The sequence below is a fragment of the Vibrio sp. Vb1729 genome, from assembly GCF_033338655.1.
GTDB lineage: Bacteria > Pseudomonadota > Gammaproteobacteria > Enterobacterales > Vibrionaceae > Vibrio > Vibrio alginolyticus.
In genome coordinates, this window is record NZ_JAWOTB010000050.1 from 1 (window position 1) to 14934 (window position 14934).

Annotated in this window: 12 protein-coding genes and 3 pseudogenes; 10 read left to right on the forward strand and 5 right to left on the reverse strand. The window is 43.4% G+C overall.

Annotation, left to right across the window (positions count from 1 at the left end):
• The first annotated feature begins 348 nt into the window (after positions 1-348).
• From R7E29_RS21430 to R7E29_RS21450, 5 genes and pseudogenes are all read left to right on the forward strand, one after another.
• Positions 349-1199: pseudogene (locus R7E29_RS21430) on the forward strand (hypothetical protein).
• Positions 1200-1203: 4 nt separating this feature from the next.
• A complete protein-coding gene (locus R7E29_RS21435; protein ID WP_080996661.1) occupies positions 1204-1971 on the forward strand; it encodes a CDP-alcohol phosphatidyltransferase family protein in 768 nt (255 codons plus the stop codon).
• A complete protein-coding gene (locus tag R7E29_RS21440; RefSeq protein WP_017635765.1) occupies positions 1964-2896 on the forward strand; it encodes a phosphatidate cytidylyltransferase in 933 nt (310 codons plus the stop codon). Before R7E29_RS21435 ends, R7E29_RS21440 begins: the two co-directional genes overlap by 8 nt.
• A gap of 9 nt (positions 2897-2905) precedes the next feature.
• Positions 2906-3550 carry a lysophospholipid acyltransferase family protein gene (locus R7E29_RS21445; RefSeq protein WP_017635764.1) on the forward strand — a complete coding sequence of 215 codons (645 nt, stop codon included), beginning with the start codon at positions 2906-2908 and terminating at the stop codon, positions 3548-3550.
• Positions 3551-4095: 545 nt separating this feature from the next.
• Positions 4096-5346: pseudogene (locus tag R7E29_RS21450) on the forward strand (DEAD/DEAH box helicase).
• 151 nt (positions 5347-5497) lie between these two features.
• Here R7E29_RS21450 and R7E29_RS21455 read toward each other — a convergent pair.
• On the reverse strand, positions 5498-5914 hold the full coding sequence (locus tag R7E29_RS21455) for a VF530 family DNA-binding protein (RefSeq protein WP_005375544.1): 417 nt from the start codon (positions 5912-5914) through the stop codon (positions 5498-5500).
• A 418-nt stretch (positions 5915-6332) separates the two neighbouring features.
• On the opposite strand from R7E29_RS21455, the gene R7E29_RS21460 reads away from it, so the two are divergent.
• On the forward strand, positions 6333-7790 hold the full coding sequence (locus tag R7E29_RS21460; RefSeq protein ID WP_054576803.1) for a DUF3360 domain-containing protein: 1458 nt from the start codon (positions 6333-6335) through the stop codon (positions 7788-7790).
• Between the two features lie 131 nt (positions 7791-7921).
• Here R7E29_RS21460 and trpB read toward each other — a convergent pair whose 3' ends face one another.
• From trpB to R7E29_RS21480, 4 genes and pseudogenes are all read right to left on the reverse strand, one after another.
• Positions 7922-9145 (reverse strand): tryptophan synthase subunit beta, encoded by a 1224-nt coding sequence (gene trpB / locus R7E29_RS21465; RefSeq protein WP_005375643.1) that lies wholly within the window; start codon positions 9143-9145, stop codon positions 7922-7924.
• A 447-nt stretch (positions 9146-9592) separates the two neighbouring features.
• Positions 9593-9846 (reverse strand): annotated as a pseudogene (locus tag R7E29_RS21470) (S1 RNA-binding domain-containing protein); the annotation flags it as partial.
• A 359-nt stretch (positions 9847-10205) separates the two neighbouring features.
• Positions 10206-10418 carry a cold-shock protein gene (locus tag R7E29_RS21475; protein ID WP_005375644.1) on the reverse strand — a complete coding sequence of 71 codons (213 nt, stop codon included), beginning with the start codon at positions 10416-10418 and terminating at the stop codon, positions 10206-10208.
• A 306-nt stretch (positions 10419-10724) separates the two neighbouring features.
• The gene (locus R7E29_RS21480) at positions 10725-10973 is read right to left on the reverse strand and encodes a hypothetical protein (RefSeq protein WP_005375646.1); all 249 of its coding nucleotides are present in this window, start codon (positions 10971-10973) and stop codon (positions 10725-10727) included.
• A gap of 288 nt (positions 10974-11261) precedes the next feature.
• On the opposite strand from R7E29_RS21480, the gene pcp reads away from it, so the two are divergent.
• From pcp to R7E29_RS21500, 4 genes are all read left to right on the forward strand, one after another.
• Positions 11262-11900: a pyroglutamyl-peptidase I gene (gene pcp, locus R7E29_RS21485; RefSeq protein WP_053303742.1), complete on the forward strand. Its 639-nt coding sequence runs from the start codon at positions 11262-11264 to the stop codon at positions 11898-11900.
• 198 nt (positions 11901-12098) lie between these two features.
• Positions 12099-12362 (forward strand): hypothetical protein, encoded by a 264-nt coding sequence (locus R7E29_RS21490; protein WP_053303741.1) that lies wholly within the window; start codon positions 12099-12101, stop codon positions 12360-12362.
• A 63-nt stretch (positions 12363-12425) separates the two neighbouring features.
• Positions 12426-13412: a CobW family GTP-binding protein gene (locus R7E29_RS21495; RefSeq protein ID WP_054576802.1), complete on the forward strand. Its 987-nt coding sequence runs from the start codon at positions 12426-12428 to the stop codon at positions 13410-13412.
• A 170-nt stretch (positions 13413-13582) separates the two neighbouring features.
• Positions 13583-14875: a DEAD/DEAH box helicase gene (locus R7E29_RS21500; RefSeq protein WP_005375652.1), complete on the forward strand. Its 1293-nt coding sequence runs from the start codon at positions 13583-13585 to the stop codon at positions 14873-14875.
• The last annotated feature ends 59 nt before the right edge of the window (positions 14876-14934 follow it).

Sequence of the window (14934 nt, forward strand, 5' to 3'; positions counted from 1 at the left end):
AGACTCTGAATACATTAGCGCAAACCAACGCCGTTATTTGGATTTTTCACTTGCAAAACGGGGCGTACCATACATTTTGTCCAGAAATTTTACCGTGGGCAACTTCTAACGCAAAAGTGCCCCAAAACTCGCTAGACCAAACACTCTAGAAGATCTGTGTCGTTCATTTTACCCTACGAAAAGTTATCCGATAGAATGTAACCCAACACTATTGAGCCTTCATTGTGCCTGTTTGGTCTGTCAAATTGTCTATTTAACTGGTTAAATCATCAGGTAATCTTTTTGAGGATGATAAATAACTGAAAATATTGTTATTATCCTTTTTATTTATCAGTAAAACCGACTCCCATGAGATATGAATCCGCTCCGTAGCCCAAAAAGAAAGACAAGAAACAACTAGAGAACGAGTAGCTCGCCAACGTCGAGAGCGCAGGAAGAGGGAAGAGTTGAGGTATACCGCGAGCGATGAAAAGCGAAGGACAGAAATTAGAGAGAGGGTTCTTAGAGATAGACAAGAGGCTGGATTAGGTCAAATCTCTCAAGGTTTAAAAACGCCTCAAATTCTGAGCGATTCTACCGGGCAACAGTGTTCACTTGAAGATGAAATGACTAAAAATCATCAACATATACTTATTACTGATTTAGAAGATGCGCACAAGATATTGCATAACGTTTGGCTCGATTCTGGTTGCGAGTATTAATGCAGCAAAATCATGGTTCAACCACACAGAGCCGATGTTTGACGCCGCGTCTATTGCTAAGCAATTCGGGGATATGAACATTAAGGCGGATCTTGTTGAGAGCAGAGGAAAAATCATTGTCGCATTCAATGGGACAGATCAGAACGGGAAAGCACTCAAACATGCGTTTGTGAATGGCGCTCGTATCAACATGAACGGAAAAAATACTCGCTTAACTCATTTAAAGCAATGCAACCGGGTTTTAGCCCGAAATCTAGGGTTGCAAACTTTAAAGGTGCAGGAGCTTTAACGTTTGTTGTATCGGCGAGTATTGCTGCCAGTGACCTAGTGTTTAAAGATGATTACCACCTAGTGTATTGGTTTGGGAATGTTCGCTCTGACATGTTCAAATTTATACTCCAGAGCGCACATGGTGAGGCCGCGTTGTTTGCTGCTGCTTTCTTAGGTCAACCGATAATTATATGTGCAATTGCTGTAACAGCGACAAAACTTATTTAAGGACATGGACTGCATGGAATCCAAAAACGAGTCTAATCGACGCCCTCTTGCAGTGCGTAAAATCTCAGTTATCAAACGAATTGCTATTTGGCTGAGCCAAAAAAACATTACCCCTAACCAAATCTCACTGATGAGCATCCTCTTTGCCGCTATTGGCCTTGCTTTTGCAGCTAGTTATCGCTTCTGGCCTACGCCAATTTGGTTAGTGCTGTTCGCTCTGATGGTTCAAATGCGGTTATTGTGCAATCTATTTGACGGAATGGTCGCTGTAGAAGGTGGGAAGAAAACCCCTGCTGGTGAGTTGTTTAACGATGTTCCAGACCGTATTGCCGATCCGCTGTTGATTATCGCTGCTGGTTTCGTTGCTCATTCAGCATTTTCTATGCCTCTAGCTTGGATTGCGGCACTATTAGCGGTACTCTCAGCTTACATTCGCGTTTTGGGTGTTAGCATGGACTGCTCGGCCGACTTTCGAGGACCAATGGCTAAGCAGCATCGAATGGCCCTACTCACAGTAACTCTTTTAGTAATGGCGATTAACCATTGGTTTACGTTATCACTTGGCATTTATTTGATGGACATATCGCTTGCAATCATGGTAATTGGCTGTGCTGTAACTTGTTGGCGTCGTTTGGTATGTATTTTTAATGCTAAAAAAGAACTCGCTAACTTATTATTGAACCATGAAAAAAATCATCAGGCCAAGCATTCTAAGTCTCTAACAGCCAACGAGACAATCGATAAGGCGGTAGGTGAAACTAACCATGATTAATATCCCTACGCATTCGTTATACATGATGGCCGCCATCACACTCGTACTAGTGATTGGCACTTTGGTTTACCTGTATTTGTCACGCCATAATCTTAATAAGGATTACCACGAGCTTAAACTTCGCATTCGTTCTTGGTGGTGGATGATCGGAATCGTCTTTGTTGTGCTCTATCTGCCCACTCAATACACGCTGATTTCTGTCGCCTTTTTGAGTTTTATGGCGCTGAAAGAGTTTCTCTCTGTAGTACCAACGCGCATGACAGATCGACGTGTGATCTTCTGGGCTTACCTTTCGATCCCGTTTCAATACTACTGGTTATCAATCGGTTGGTATGGCATGTATATCATCTTTATTCCTGTCTTCACCTTCCTCTATCTTCCAATGGTCGCGGTGCTGATTGGTGATACCAAAGGTTTCATTCGCTCAGCAGGTATCATTCACTGGGCGCTAATGCTGACGGTATTTTGTGTTAGTCATATGGCATATTTATTGGTATTGCCCAGCAAGAATCCAGAGACCGGTTCAATGGGAATGCTACTGTTCTTATTGGTATTCACTCAGTTTAGTGATGTTTGTCAATACGTATGGGGTAAGAGCTTCGGTAAACACAAAATCGTACCGAAAGTCAGTCCAAACAAAACATGGGAAGGCTTTATTGGTGGTGCGGCAACCATCATCATCACTAGCTATTTTGTGGCACCTTACCTGACACCATTAACTTCAGTTCAAGGTTTAGTTGCAGGGATGATTATCGCCTTGAGTGGCTTTATTGGCGATTTGGTAATTTCATCGGTTAAACGTGACTTACAAATTAAGGATACCAGCCAGTTTATCCCCGGCCATGGCGGCATTTTAGATCGTATTGATAGCCTGATGTTCACCGCCCCCTTATTCTTCCACTATATTTATTACCTCTACTACTAAGAAGACGATATGAAAATTTTAAAAGTTTTGTTCGTCTTGCTGTTTGTGAAACCACTGGTGTTTGTTGGTTTGGGGCTCAACATCATTAATCGGCAAAATCTGCCAAGCAATGGTCCTATGGTGGTCGCGGCTAACCACAATAGTCATCTCGATACTTTGGTATTACTGGCACTCTTTCCTATCAGTATGGTACATAAGGTGCGTCCTGTGGCAGCAGCCGATTACTTTCTCAAAAACAAAGTATCAGCATGGTTATCACTCAATATTTTGGGCATTATTCCCATCCATCGTTCACCGAGTAAAAGCGAGCGGCATACTGTATTTGATGAGTGCCATAAGGCACTTAATCAAGGAGATATCTTGATTATCTTTCCTGAAGGTAGTCGCGGTGAACCTGAAACTATGAGCGGGTTAAAGAAAGGGATTTATCACTTAGTTAATGAACATAAAACTTGTCCTGTCATTCCGGTGGTGATGCGCGGATTAGGTCGAGCGCTCCCTAAAGGAACAGCGATGCTTGTTCCTTTTAACTGTGATGTTGTATTGGGAGTGCCAATCGCGAGGTTTGAAAATGCAGATGACTTTCTAATAACCATGCAAGTTGAATATCAACAGCTTGCACAAGCATGTATTGTGACTAACCACGAAGAGTAGATACGTTCTAGCTCGACAGTACTCCATTATCGTTTAAAGCAAGAGCCCCAAAAACTTAGGGAATCCGTTTGTCTTACTAGATCCGAACCAGCAATTTTGGACACTGAATTAAGTAATTTTCTATACTTGAAGTTACTCGTACATTACTAATTTAAGTAGAAGTTCTAAGTAACTTTGCCCACCTGCAAGCTATAGTATTTTCTCAAGCTATATTAAGTTCTTAAAACCGCAGAGCTTAAATAGTGTGGTTAAGCCTTTGATTCGGATGTGGCCTGCCTTTGTAATCTCTTTCCCCAAAATACAATGTGTTTTGTTTTACAGGAGTCAGAATGCCTGACTCCTTTTCCCTTTGCTTGTCGTGAGCTCTACCATCTTGGTCGTAGAGTATTGGTTATCGAAATCATTAACTCATGTTAGTGAAAGGAAGTTCCTGAACCCTATAGTGCTTCTTTCACCAATCTTCTGTTTGGGCCATTATCTCTAACATCCAGACGCGAAATAGCATAAGATACACGGCCTTTACTAGCACTGAGCCACTCATCGTAATGACAGATAAAACACAGCAAGCGACATTTGCCGATCTTGGCCTGATTCCAACCTTAGTCGAGCGACTAGAAGCGTTAGAATACAGCCAACCGACGCCCATTCAATCCCGTTCTATTCCTGATATCCTTGAAGGGAAAGATATTATTGGTGGTGCCAATACGGGGTCTGGTAAAACCGCTGCTTTTTCGCTGCCAATCTTGCAAAAAATTGTTCAGCAAGACGAATCAAACAATCGCCGTGGCAACTTCGTTTCCCACCTGATTTTAGTACCAACTCGTGAGTTGGCATCACAGGTGGCATATAACGTCAAATCTTACTCATACCATCTCAGAGATAAGATCAAAACGGTTGCCGTATTTGGTGGTGTATCGGTGAACCCACAAATGCTGGCGCTTCGTGGTGGCTGTGACATCATTGTTGCAACGCCGGGTCGATTACTTGATCTGGTATCCAGTAACGCGATTAAGTTGGACCAAGTAAAAACGCTTGTTCTTGACGAAGCCGACCGAATGTTGAGCCTCGGATTTACCGAAGAACTGAATAAGATTCTTGCGTTACTACCAGAGAAGAAACAGACGCTGTTATTTTCTGCTACTTTCCCTGATAAAGTCACGACGCTGGCTCAGCAGTTGCTCCGCGACCCTGTTGAAGTTCAGTTGCAGAGCGCAGAAGCCAGCACTTTGGTGCAGCGCGTGTTTAGTGTAAATAAAGGTGAGAAGACGGCGGTACTCGCGCACTTAATCAAACAGCATCAGTGGCGACAGACTTTGATTTTTGTGAATGCTAAGAATGCCTGTAACCATTTAGCTCAAAAGCTGTAAAAACGCGGTATTACCGCTGAAGTTTTCCATGGTGATAAAGGGCAGGGCGCTCGTACTCGTGTCCTTGACGGTTTTAAGTCTGGCGAGATTCAAGTTCTTATTGCCACCGATATCGCAGCACGCGGCCTTGATATTGAAAAACTTCCAGTGGTGATTAACTTCGATCTTCCGCGTAGCCCTGCTGATTATATGCATCGAATCGGTCGTAGTGGTCGTGCTGGTGAAGTAGGTTTAGGATTATCTCTTATCGATTACGACGACTACCACCATTTCAAAGTGATAGAAAAGAAAAATAAGTTCCAACTTGAACGCGAGCACGTAGTCGGTTTTGAAGTGGAAGACGATCAGAGTGAAGCCTACTTTTTACCAATGAAGCCGCGAGCGAAGCCAGCAGGTACGGGTAAAAAGAAGAAAAAGCGTAATCAATAGAAAACGTAAACTACATGTGAGTTTACTTACGGGAGTTGTTAGAGAAAAGGAATGCTCACTAGCTTGAGTCTTCGCTTCTAGCCATTCCTTTAAAGAACAATAGAGCCCTGCTGGAGCTACCAGTAGGGCTCTATTGCTTTTCAAGATAGTGTTATTGGCGACGAGCAGGGCGTCCGCGAGGTGAACGCTTTTTAAATGCAGACGCTGCTTTGGCTTGTGACTTAAGAATAGAGTCAACGGTTAGCGGCATTGGCTCTTTAGGTTCAAGGCCATGAGGGAAGGTACGAGCTCTTGGTGGTAAGTTGTATTCTTCTTCGCTCGCGCGTGGCATGCGCTTAAAGCGATAAAGGTAAAAGTTTTCTAATTTTTCTCTCGCCCATTCGGTTTTCTTTAAATACTTCACGCTACTTGCAATCGAAGGCTTAGTGTTAAAGCAATTAAAACGCATTGCTGTATCTAGAATGTCCCAGCCGTAAAAATCCACTAACTCTTGCAACATAGTCTCTAGCTTTAATCCGTGCAGTGGATTGTTCTGTTGCAGCTCGATTCTCTCTTCGTCAGTCATCATTTTTAAGGGCCTTACTCATTAAAGGGCGGAGTTTAACAAAGTATACAATGCAGAGATATCGATAGTTACTTTGCGATGGATGCGAGCACAGTGCTCTCTACCTTGAAAGTATAAATCGGAATTGGCCGCTCTACTTGGCTCTCTGCTCAAAAATGACTCTTAAAAGTTCAAGCGCCCCAGCTCGATGTTAAATTATTGTGTAATGAGTGAGATTTTTGTTGTTCTTTTACTAATGTCTAATATTCCTACCCATAGCAACACATGCTTAATAAGCTCAAAATCAAAATTGGTTCATGCCGCTTTCTTAGTATGGCCTAGAAGTTTGATGTGGGTGTTGTCTCGTATTGGTCGAAGGCCTGTCTACCAAGCGAAACTCTAGTTGACGTAGTTCAACGTTGAAACATAAAAGGATGACTCAATGTCTGACAAAAGTAAGACTTTTTACAGGGATGTGCGCAAAAAACCGCATGAATTTGAAAACCGAGAAGACTTTCTAAATCATGATTTAACCGTCATGAGTTTCCGTCGCTGGGGAATTCATTTGCCCTCACGTGATTACAGTATTGAAATCGAAGACTGGGTACCGGCATTAGCAGCAACCATTGGTAAAGTGGTTATGGTCACTGCCATGGTTTCCGCTTTTGCTGCTCAGTTTGGTTTATCTCCGGAATTCATTGCAGAAAACGTGCGTTACGAATTACTTATCGCTGGAGCCCTGTTCGTCATCCTGTTTTCTGCCATCCTAAACCCGAATGCAAACTTAGCGGGAACCCATGGCCCAATGATACCGCTGATTCCTATGATTGCAGCTGCAGGAGGGCACCCTCTCGCGCTAGGTTTGATGGTATGTGTTTTTGGGTTAATTCTCGCCTTAACCAAAGGTGGCTCTAAACTCATGACTCTGACTGGTATCGGGGTTCGAGGAGGGTTGTTGATCTACCTTGGTGCCGTTGGGTTGCTCGGGCAAATTAATAAGACGGAAGCGTGGGCTGCAAGTACGGACCAAGGTTACATTTCGTTTGTGGTCATAGGCCTAACCGTTATGGTTTACGCTTACTTAGCCAAGATCAATAAACGTTGGCTCGCTATCCCATTGTGCTCTGCACTCGCGGGTATTGTTGCTTATTTGATGGGCGCTGAGTTTGCTTTTACCACAGAACCGGGCCTACCTAATTTCAGTCCATTCTACTGGTGGGGGGAAGATACAGGCTGGCAGCTAGGCTGGCCAACCCTAGAGCACTTTATTGCCGTGACTCCATTTGCTCTACTGGCAGTCGCTATGTGGTCCCCTGATTATCTCGGCCATCGTGTGTTTCAAGAACTTAACTACCCAAAAGAAGCGAAAGGTGTACTCATGGATGTCGACGACACGATGGTCGGAGCATCTGTTCGTCAGGGGGTTGGCTCACTCTTAGGGGGCGGAAACCTAGCTTCTTCTTGGGGAACGTACATGATTCCTGCCGCAATTGCCAAACGTCCTATTCCAGGTGGCGCACTGTTAACGGGTTTCATGTGTATTGCGGCGGCGGTAATTGGCTACCCAATGGATCTAGCAATGTGGGAACCTGTTCTGCGCGTTGCTTTGATTGTGGGTGTATTCTTACCACTTCTTGAAGCCGGTATGCAGATGATCCATAAACATAAAGATTCACTCAGTGCAGGTATCTGTATTTTTGCCTGTGCATTCGTTAATCCTGTCTTCGGTTGGGCAATCACGATGCTGTTGGATAACCTCGGGCTTATCGGCGACCATGAGCGTGCTAACGAACTATCGCGCAAAGATAAATATCTGATTCCTGGCACTGCGTTTATCGTTTGTGCAGGCTCCCTTGCTGTTGTTGGTCAGCTTCCAGGCATTCCAGCTCTTATCGGTTAATCGAATTATGCTCTAAAGGTATAGTGAGAACAGTGAGTAAAGGGACTTGCTTCTTAAAATAGTAGACAAAAACAAAAAGCTACCTAGTACCAGGTAGCTTTTTGCATGTAGGGTTAGGCTACGGAGTTAGGCTATATGAGTGATTCAATGCCGTATTTTGCGCCGTAGTGTTCAACGACAAAATCAATGTCTTTGTCACCACGGCCTGATAAGTTGATCAAAATCGAGCCGGTTTCTCCTTGCTGCGCGAGTTTAATTGCGTAAGCGACAGCGTGTGAGGATTCAATAGCAGGAATTATTCCCTCTTCACGAGACAGCTCAAAGAAGGCATCAATCGCTTCGTCATCACTGATTGAGCCGTAATTGACACGGCCAATGTCTTTTAAGTAACTATGCTGAGGTCCAACCGATGGGTAATCCAAGCCACTTGCTACAGAGTACACTTCCTGAGGTTCACCTTGTGCATCTTTAAGCATGTAAGACTTAAATCCGTGCATGATACCTGGCTCACCGAGTGTGAGTGTTGCAGCATGCTCGCCAACCTTTTGCAAAGAGCGGCCCGCTGGTTCAACGCCGTGAATGGCGACTTGTTCATCCTCTAAGAAAGCAGTAAATAGCCCCATCGCGTTAGAACCACCTCCAACGCATGCGACGAGATTATTGGGTAACTTGCCGGTCATTTCTTTGAATTGAACTCGTGCTTCGTTACCGATAATTGATTGGAAATCTCTCACCATTTTAGGGAATGGGTGAGGGCCAACGACAGAGCCTATCGCATAAAGTTGTGTATCAGGATCTTTCAGATAAGCTTCGAATGCAGAATCTACCGCTTCTTTGAGGGTTTTGCGCCCATGAGTGGCAGGAATGACATTAGCACCAAGGATTCTCATGCGGACGACATTCGGATGTTCTTTGGCGATATCAACTTCACCCATGTAAATATCGCATTTCAAGCCAACCAATGCCGCGGCTGTAGCAAGCGCAACACCGTGTTGTCCTGCGCCAGTTTCAGCAATCAGTTTCTTCTTACCCATCTTTTTAGCGAGAATGGCTTCTCCTAAGCAGTGGTTAATTTTATGTGCGCCTGTATGGTTTAAGTCTTCGCGCTTTAGGTAGATGTCTGCTCCGTATTTTTTAGACAAGTTTTCCGCATGGAAGATTGGGCTAGGTCGTCCAACAAAGTGCTTATACAGGCGAGCGAGTTCCGCTTTAAATTCAGGATCTTTGCTGCATTCCTCATAAGCTGCGTTGATGTCATGCATGATTTGTTCAAGCTCAGGTGGAACAAAGCTACCACCGTATTCACCAAAGTATCCTTCTTCGTTGGGCATAGTGAGATCAAACGAGTTTTTCATTATTTACATCCTAGTTAACGAAAGTATTGATACTTTATACCCAAAATTTGGAAGAGGTTGTGTGATCAGTTGCTTAAATAACAATTGTCGATCTAGTGAACTAGTTAAAAAGTACAGCTTGGGTAGGGGATAATAGTTGGGATGTAGAATCAGGTGGTTTGAATAGGTGCAAAAAAGCCCCGAGAGATCCTAGGCTGTCATAAGAACCTCTCGAGGCAAACAGAGTGCTGGAAATACACTCTGCGATGGTGTCTGGAAACAAAAATTAGATTCGTTTCCTTTGTCAGATGTTAGGGTTTTAGAATGAGTCGATGTCAGCGAAATGTCACAAGTTAATTGCGGTATTAAAAGCTTATTTTTTATTTTTGATTAATGGATTAGAAAGTAACCTAAAACAGGCTAACCTACCGCGTGTTCCGCATCTTTTAAGTTGAACATGATCTTTCTTTATTTCGAATCGACGTCTTTAACCAACACGTGCACTTTAGCTCCTAGAGTAAACGTGGTGCTCTGGCTAGAAATTTTTTGTTTGACTGCATCAAATTCGAACTCACCATTTTGGAAAGTTGATAAAGGAATGAGACCTTCGGTTCCTCTAACTCAACAAATACCCCGAAGTGTGTGACTCCACACGCTGTCCCTATGAAGTGTTGTCCGATAAATGGCTTCATGTAATGACATTTCAGTGCAAACTCAATCTCTCAGCTAGGGATTATGTGCTCGTAGTTATTAGAATTTATTGATTGAGCAGATATATTTAATTTCATTTTTTCTCTTATATTCGCCAATCGCTTTTATTTTATAAACTTTATTTTTATGAGCAAAGCATGAGGCGAAGTGATTCAGATATGAATGAGATTAATTTAATTCCAAACTGGAATTGCAAGGTAGGTTGTGTGATTACCTAAAGATGTATACCAAAGTGACTTTATTGAAAGTGATTAATGATGGTGTGGGAGAGGTAAGTGATTTGGCTATATAAACTTAGATAGAGAATAGTAAGGGCAGTAACAAGTGGAAGGGGGTTGTGGCACCAACAACATTGATGCCACACAAAGAATTACAGTGCAGTTACTTCAGCTGCTTGTAAACCTTTGTTACCTTGTTCAACAACGAACGATACTTTTTGGCCTTCAGTAAGAGTTTTGAAGCCTTCAGAAACAATAGAACGGAAGTGAACGAATACGTCATCACCGCCATTGTCTTGAGAAATAAAACCAAAACCTTTAGTTTCGTTGAACCATTTTACTGAACCAGTTAATTTATTAGACATAGATACCTCTATATTTGATTGTTTTAAATATTGAATTTTTAGCTAATATCAAGTGCTACTATATGATTTTAGAGATAACTATTTTGTCGCAGGAACGTAAACGAGGAATTCGATGTGGAACTGAGAGAAACTTTGATCTTTAATTACATTAATAGCTCTTTCCGTAAGAGCTGATGTGCAGTATACCGACAAAATTAATAAAGGCTAGCCTTTTCTTTTTTATTTTTTGAGTACACCAAGCGCATTGCTTTCAAAGCATACGCTTGGTGTATAAGACGGCGTGATGTTATAGGTGGTGTCGAGCGCTTAGTGTTTTCTGGTTGGGCCGTTACGAACGATGTCTTTACCATTGTCATATACGTGCTGCGAAACCCAGCGACCGAGGAGTAATTGGTGCTTTTCTCCTAATACGGCAACAAATGGACGACCATCGGTATTAGAGGTGGCTAGCGCAACGCCAGTGACACCTTCAAGGCCCAGAGCGCCGCTTTCTACTAAATGCAGAAATGCCTCTAACTCTTCAATCGTTTCGATTACATGGTTATCAATATTCATTGTATTCAATCTCTTCGAATTGCATTGCGGTCGTGTACTCTACCTAAGTTAAGCGTGGAAACCAAGTTTCTGCGTGAGTCATGTAATAAGAGAGCTTCGCCCTGCCATTAATCATCGATAGTTAGTCTCGATAGTCCGGAACTTGCCTAGATTTAATAAGTCTGAAAACACTCTCTGGTTAGACATGAGTCACATAATGTTGTCTGGTTTATCTCATCAATACTTTTGCTATTGGATGGGGGGAAGGGGAGTGCAATAATTTGTAAAACTCTTTTCCTAAAGGCTGTTATGAAGAAAGTCCTGATTACCGGTTTTGAACCTTTTGGTGGTGACGCCATTAACCCCGCCTTAGAAGCGGTCAAGCAATTAGAGGCTGCGGCCATAAAAGGCGGTGTGATAGTTACTTGCCCAGTCCCCGTAGTTCGATATGACTCGGTGAAAGTCGTTATTGAAGCAATAGAAGCGCACCAGCCAGACTGTGTAATTACTGTAGGTCAAGCGGCCGGGCGTAGCGCGATAACCCCAGAGCGTGTCGCAATTAATGTCGATGATTTTCGTATTCCAGATAACGCTGGTCATCAGCCGATTGATGAACCCGTGGTGGCTGATGGTCCTGATGCTTACTTCTCGACACTACCGATAAAGCGTGTTGTGCAAACATTGCAAACGCAGGGTATACCTAGCCAGATTTCCAACAGTGCTGGAACATTTGTATGTAACCACCTTTTTTATGGCATCCAACATTACTTGAAAGACAATCCGATTCGTCACGGGTTTGTTCATATTCCATTATTGCCAGAACAAGCAGCAGGTGGCAGTCAGCCTTCTATGTCTCTGGAGATGATAGTCGAAGGGCTAAGGCTGGTGGCGCAAGTTTGTATTGCCAATGAAAACGACATATTGGTCAGCGGCGGGTCGATTTGCTAGTAAGTGTTTTAAAATCCAGTAAGTATATGAAAGATAATAATAAGCTCGTCGTTTGATGTTGTAGTAAATGTTAGCTTTGTCAAATTTCACAAGTAGCGAAAGGAGTAGCATTGAATAGTCAGGTTGGATGTTGTTCAAACTGACATTCCTCTAGTACAGGAGGTGTTAGGGGGCTAACTTTACGAAAGGCGAGTTATTATGAAAAGCAACAAAAGTAAGTCAATCGCACTTATCTCTGTCGTTGTTTTCGCGTTGGCTATTGCTGCGCTTAAATTCGAAAACACGCTCGGAGTTCTTCCCATCGTAGTAGCTATTATCGCGTTTTTTACCTGCGTTATTTATACCGGTAGGTACTTGTCCGATATGAAGCGTTCAGAGTTGATAAGTCAACCCAAACAAGCTCGAAAAATGTGTGCCAACGCATCACGCAATGAGCTTGATGAGTGCGATAAAAAGCGTTGAAGCGAGTCACATTCTCCGTATACTTTGCTGGAGCATTAATGCACTAACGTGTCGGAGATAAGCATGTCAAATCGAGTACCAACCAACATACTGACCGGATTTTTGGGTGTCGGTAAAACGACCACGATTTTAAATCTACTGAAGAACAAACCGGAAAAAGAAAACTGGGCGGTTTTGGTCAATGAATTTGGTGAGATTGGCATCGACGGTGCATTGATGACCGACCAAGGCGCGCTGATTAAAGAAGTGCCAGGTGGTTGTATGTGCTGCACTGCGGGTGTGCCGATGTCGGTAGGTATCACCGCATTATTGCGTCAAAAACCGGACCGTTTATTGATTGAGCCAACAGGCCTTGGTCATCCAAAACAGGTTATCGCGACGCTTACCTCACAGCAGTATGAACCTTACGTTGATCTTAAAGCGACGATTGCCTTGGTTGATCCGCGTAACTTAAGTGATGAAAAGTATCTTTCTAACCAAAACTTCGTGGACCAGTTAGACAGTGCAGATGTGGTTATTGGTAGTAAGGTTGACCTATGTTCCAGCCACGATCTTGATGTGTTTAATGACTGGGTGACGGACCAATCCCCTTCAAAAGTATTCAGTAAGCTTATTCATGACGGTGAGTTACCGATAGAAGTCTTGGATATCGAGCGGGTTTACGGCAGCGCTTCTTCCCATATCGAGTCACATCATCATGACCACGCTCATCAAGAGCCTCAATTCCAGTTGGCGCTTGGTGAAGCCTTTGTGCGCAAAGAGAACAAAGGGCAGGGTTATTTTAGTTGTGGGTGGTTGTTTGGGGCAGAGTATAAGTTTGATTTTGAAAAGCTTTTCTCTATGCTTTCGGACTTGACCGCAGAGCGTGTTAAAGCAGTGGTCAATACGGATCAAGGTTGTTACGCGTTTAATGTTGCCAACCGAGTCGTGTCGGTGAATGAAATCAGCTTAGAAGGGTTTGAATCACGATTAGAAGTGATAGATTCTCAGCTGTTGCCATGGGATGAGCTTGAGCGAATTCTCCTTCAGTTATCTGGCATCAAACATTAAATTGCGCAAAGGTTAAACGAAAACGGTGAACCACTGATATATCTGTGCTCACCGTTTTTTCTTTTGTAGGATTTCAATGAGAAAAGTGAGATAAATCACTCAAATTCGGGTATAGTGCACGGCTAAATTTTTAAAGCTATTTTTAGTGGTTTGTTTAAGGAATACGCTCAATGTCATTTTCATCTCAAGGTTTTGCGCCAGAAGTGGTTAAAGCACTGGCAGAATGCGGTTATGAAAAGTTAACGCCAATTCAACAGAAGGCGATTCCAATGGCTCGCAAAGGCCATGATATTTTCGCTACAGCACAAACAGGTACTGGTAAAACGGCTGCGTTTTCTCTGCCTATGATTCAGCAGCTGCTAGACAGTAACCGTAGCGCTTCTCGTAAGACTGCTCGCGCACTTATCTTGGCTCCAACTCGTGAGCTTGCTGAACAAATTGCTGACAACATCAAAGCTTACACGAAGTACACGAACCTGTCGGTGGCTGCGATTTTCGGTGGCCGTAAAATGTCTTCTCAAGTAACGGCATTAGAAAACGGTGTAGATATCCTAGTGGCTACACCAGGTCGATTGGAAGAGCACATTGAACAAGGTAATGTCTCGGTCGCACACTTAGAGTTTTTAGTGTTTGATGAAGCAGACCGTATCTTGGACATGGGCTTTATTCACGCAGTACGTAAGATCATGCTAGATGTGGATACTGATCCGCAAATTATGATGTTTTCAGCAACGACTTCGAGCCAACTAAATCTGTTAGCAAAAGATATCCTGCGTAAGCCTAAGCGTATTGAAGTTGAGCGAGCGAATACGACAGCACAGACAGTTGCTCACGTGTTATATCCAGTTGATCAAGAGCGAAAAACGGAACTGCTTTCGGAGCTGATTGGTCGTAAGAACTGGAAACAAGTGTTGGTATTTGTGAACTACAAAGAGACCGCAAACGAAGTAGTAAAAGAGCTGAAACTTGATGGTATCAAAGCGGTGGTTTGTCATGGTGACCGTGCTCAAAGTGCTCGTCGTCGTGCGTTAGAAGAGTTCAAGTCCGGTAAAGCACGTGTCATGGTGGCTACCGATGTCGCTGCTCGAGGTCTAGATATTGAAGATTTACCTCACGTTGTGAACTATGACATGCCTTTCCTAGCGGAAGATTACGTTCACCGAATTGGTCGTACAGGCCGTGCAGGTAAACAAGGTCATGCCGTTTCATTTGTAAATCGAGATGAAGAACTCACGGTTGTTCAGGTTGAAAATTTAATCCAGCAGCGAATTCGGCGTATTGAGCTTGCTGGCTATGAACCAAAACAGCGTGAATCTTACATTGAAAAGCTGCACTCAAAACCAGCATTCAAGAATCGTCAAGGTCGTCGTAATAATCCGAACCAGTCGGCAACAGACCAAGGGTCGGCAGAGCGTCGTCTTGCTATGGTGAAGCGCCTGAAAGCGCGTCGTGGCGCAAAGTAAATTACATCAGTTTGTGATGAAAAGAGCCCCTCAATTGAGGGGCTCTTTTTGTTTGCCGT

Coding starts and splice junctions, on each gene's coding strand:
- R7E29_RS21455 (WP_005375544.1), bottom strand. CDS start 5,914: ATGATGACTGACGAAGAGAGAATCGAGCTGCAACAGAACAATCCACTG.
- R7E29_RS21500 (WP_005375652.1), top strand. CDS start 13,583: ATGTCATTTTCATCTCAAGGTTTTGCGCCAGAAGTGGTTAAAGCACTG.
- R7E29_RS21495 (WP_054576802.1), top strand. CDS start 12,426: ATGTCAAATCGAGTACCAACCAACATACTGACCGGATTTTTGGGTGTC.
- R7E29_RS21475 (WP_005375644.1), bottom strand. CDS start 10,418: ATGTCTAATAAATTAACTGGTTCAGTAAAATGGTTCAACGAAACTAAA.
- pcp (WP_053303742.1), top strand. CDS start 11,262: ATGAAGAAAGTCCTGATTACCGGTTTTGAACCTTTTGGTGGTGACGCC.
- R7E29_RS21490 (WP_053303741.1), top strand. CDS start 12,099: ATGAAAAGCAACAAAAGTAAGTCAATCGCACTTATCTCTGTCGTTGTT.
- R7E29_RS21440 (WP_017635765.1), top strand. CDS start 1,964: ATGATTAATATCCCTACGCATTCGTTATACATGATGGCCGCCATCACA.
- R7E29_RS21435 (WP_080996661.1), top strand. CDS start 1,204: ATGGACTGCATGGAATCCAAAAACGAGTCTAATCGACGCCCTCTTGCA.
- R7E29_RS21445 (WP_017635764.1), top strand. CDS start 2,906: ATGAAAATTTTAAAAGTTTTGTTCGTCTTGCTGTTTGTGAAACCACTG.
- R7E29_RS21480 (WP_005375646.1), bottom strand. CDS start 10,973: ATGAATATTGATAACCATGTAATCGAAACGATTGAAGAGTTAGAGGCA.
- trpB (WP_005375643.1), bottom strand. CDS start 9,145: ATGAAAAACTCGTTTGATCTCACTATGCCCAACGAAGAAGGATACTTT.
- R7E29_RS21460 (WP_054576803.1), top strand. CDS start 6,333: ATGTCTGACAAAAGTAAGACTTTTTACAGGGATGTGCGCAAAAAACCG.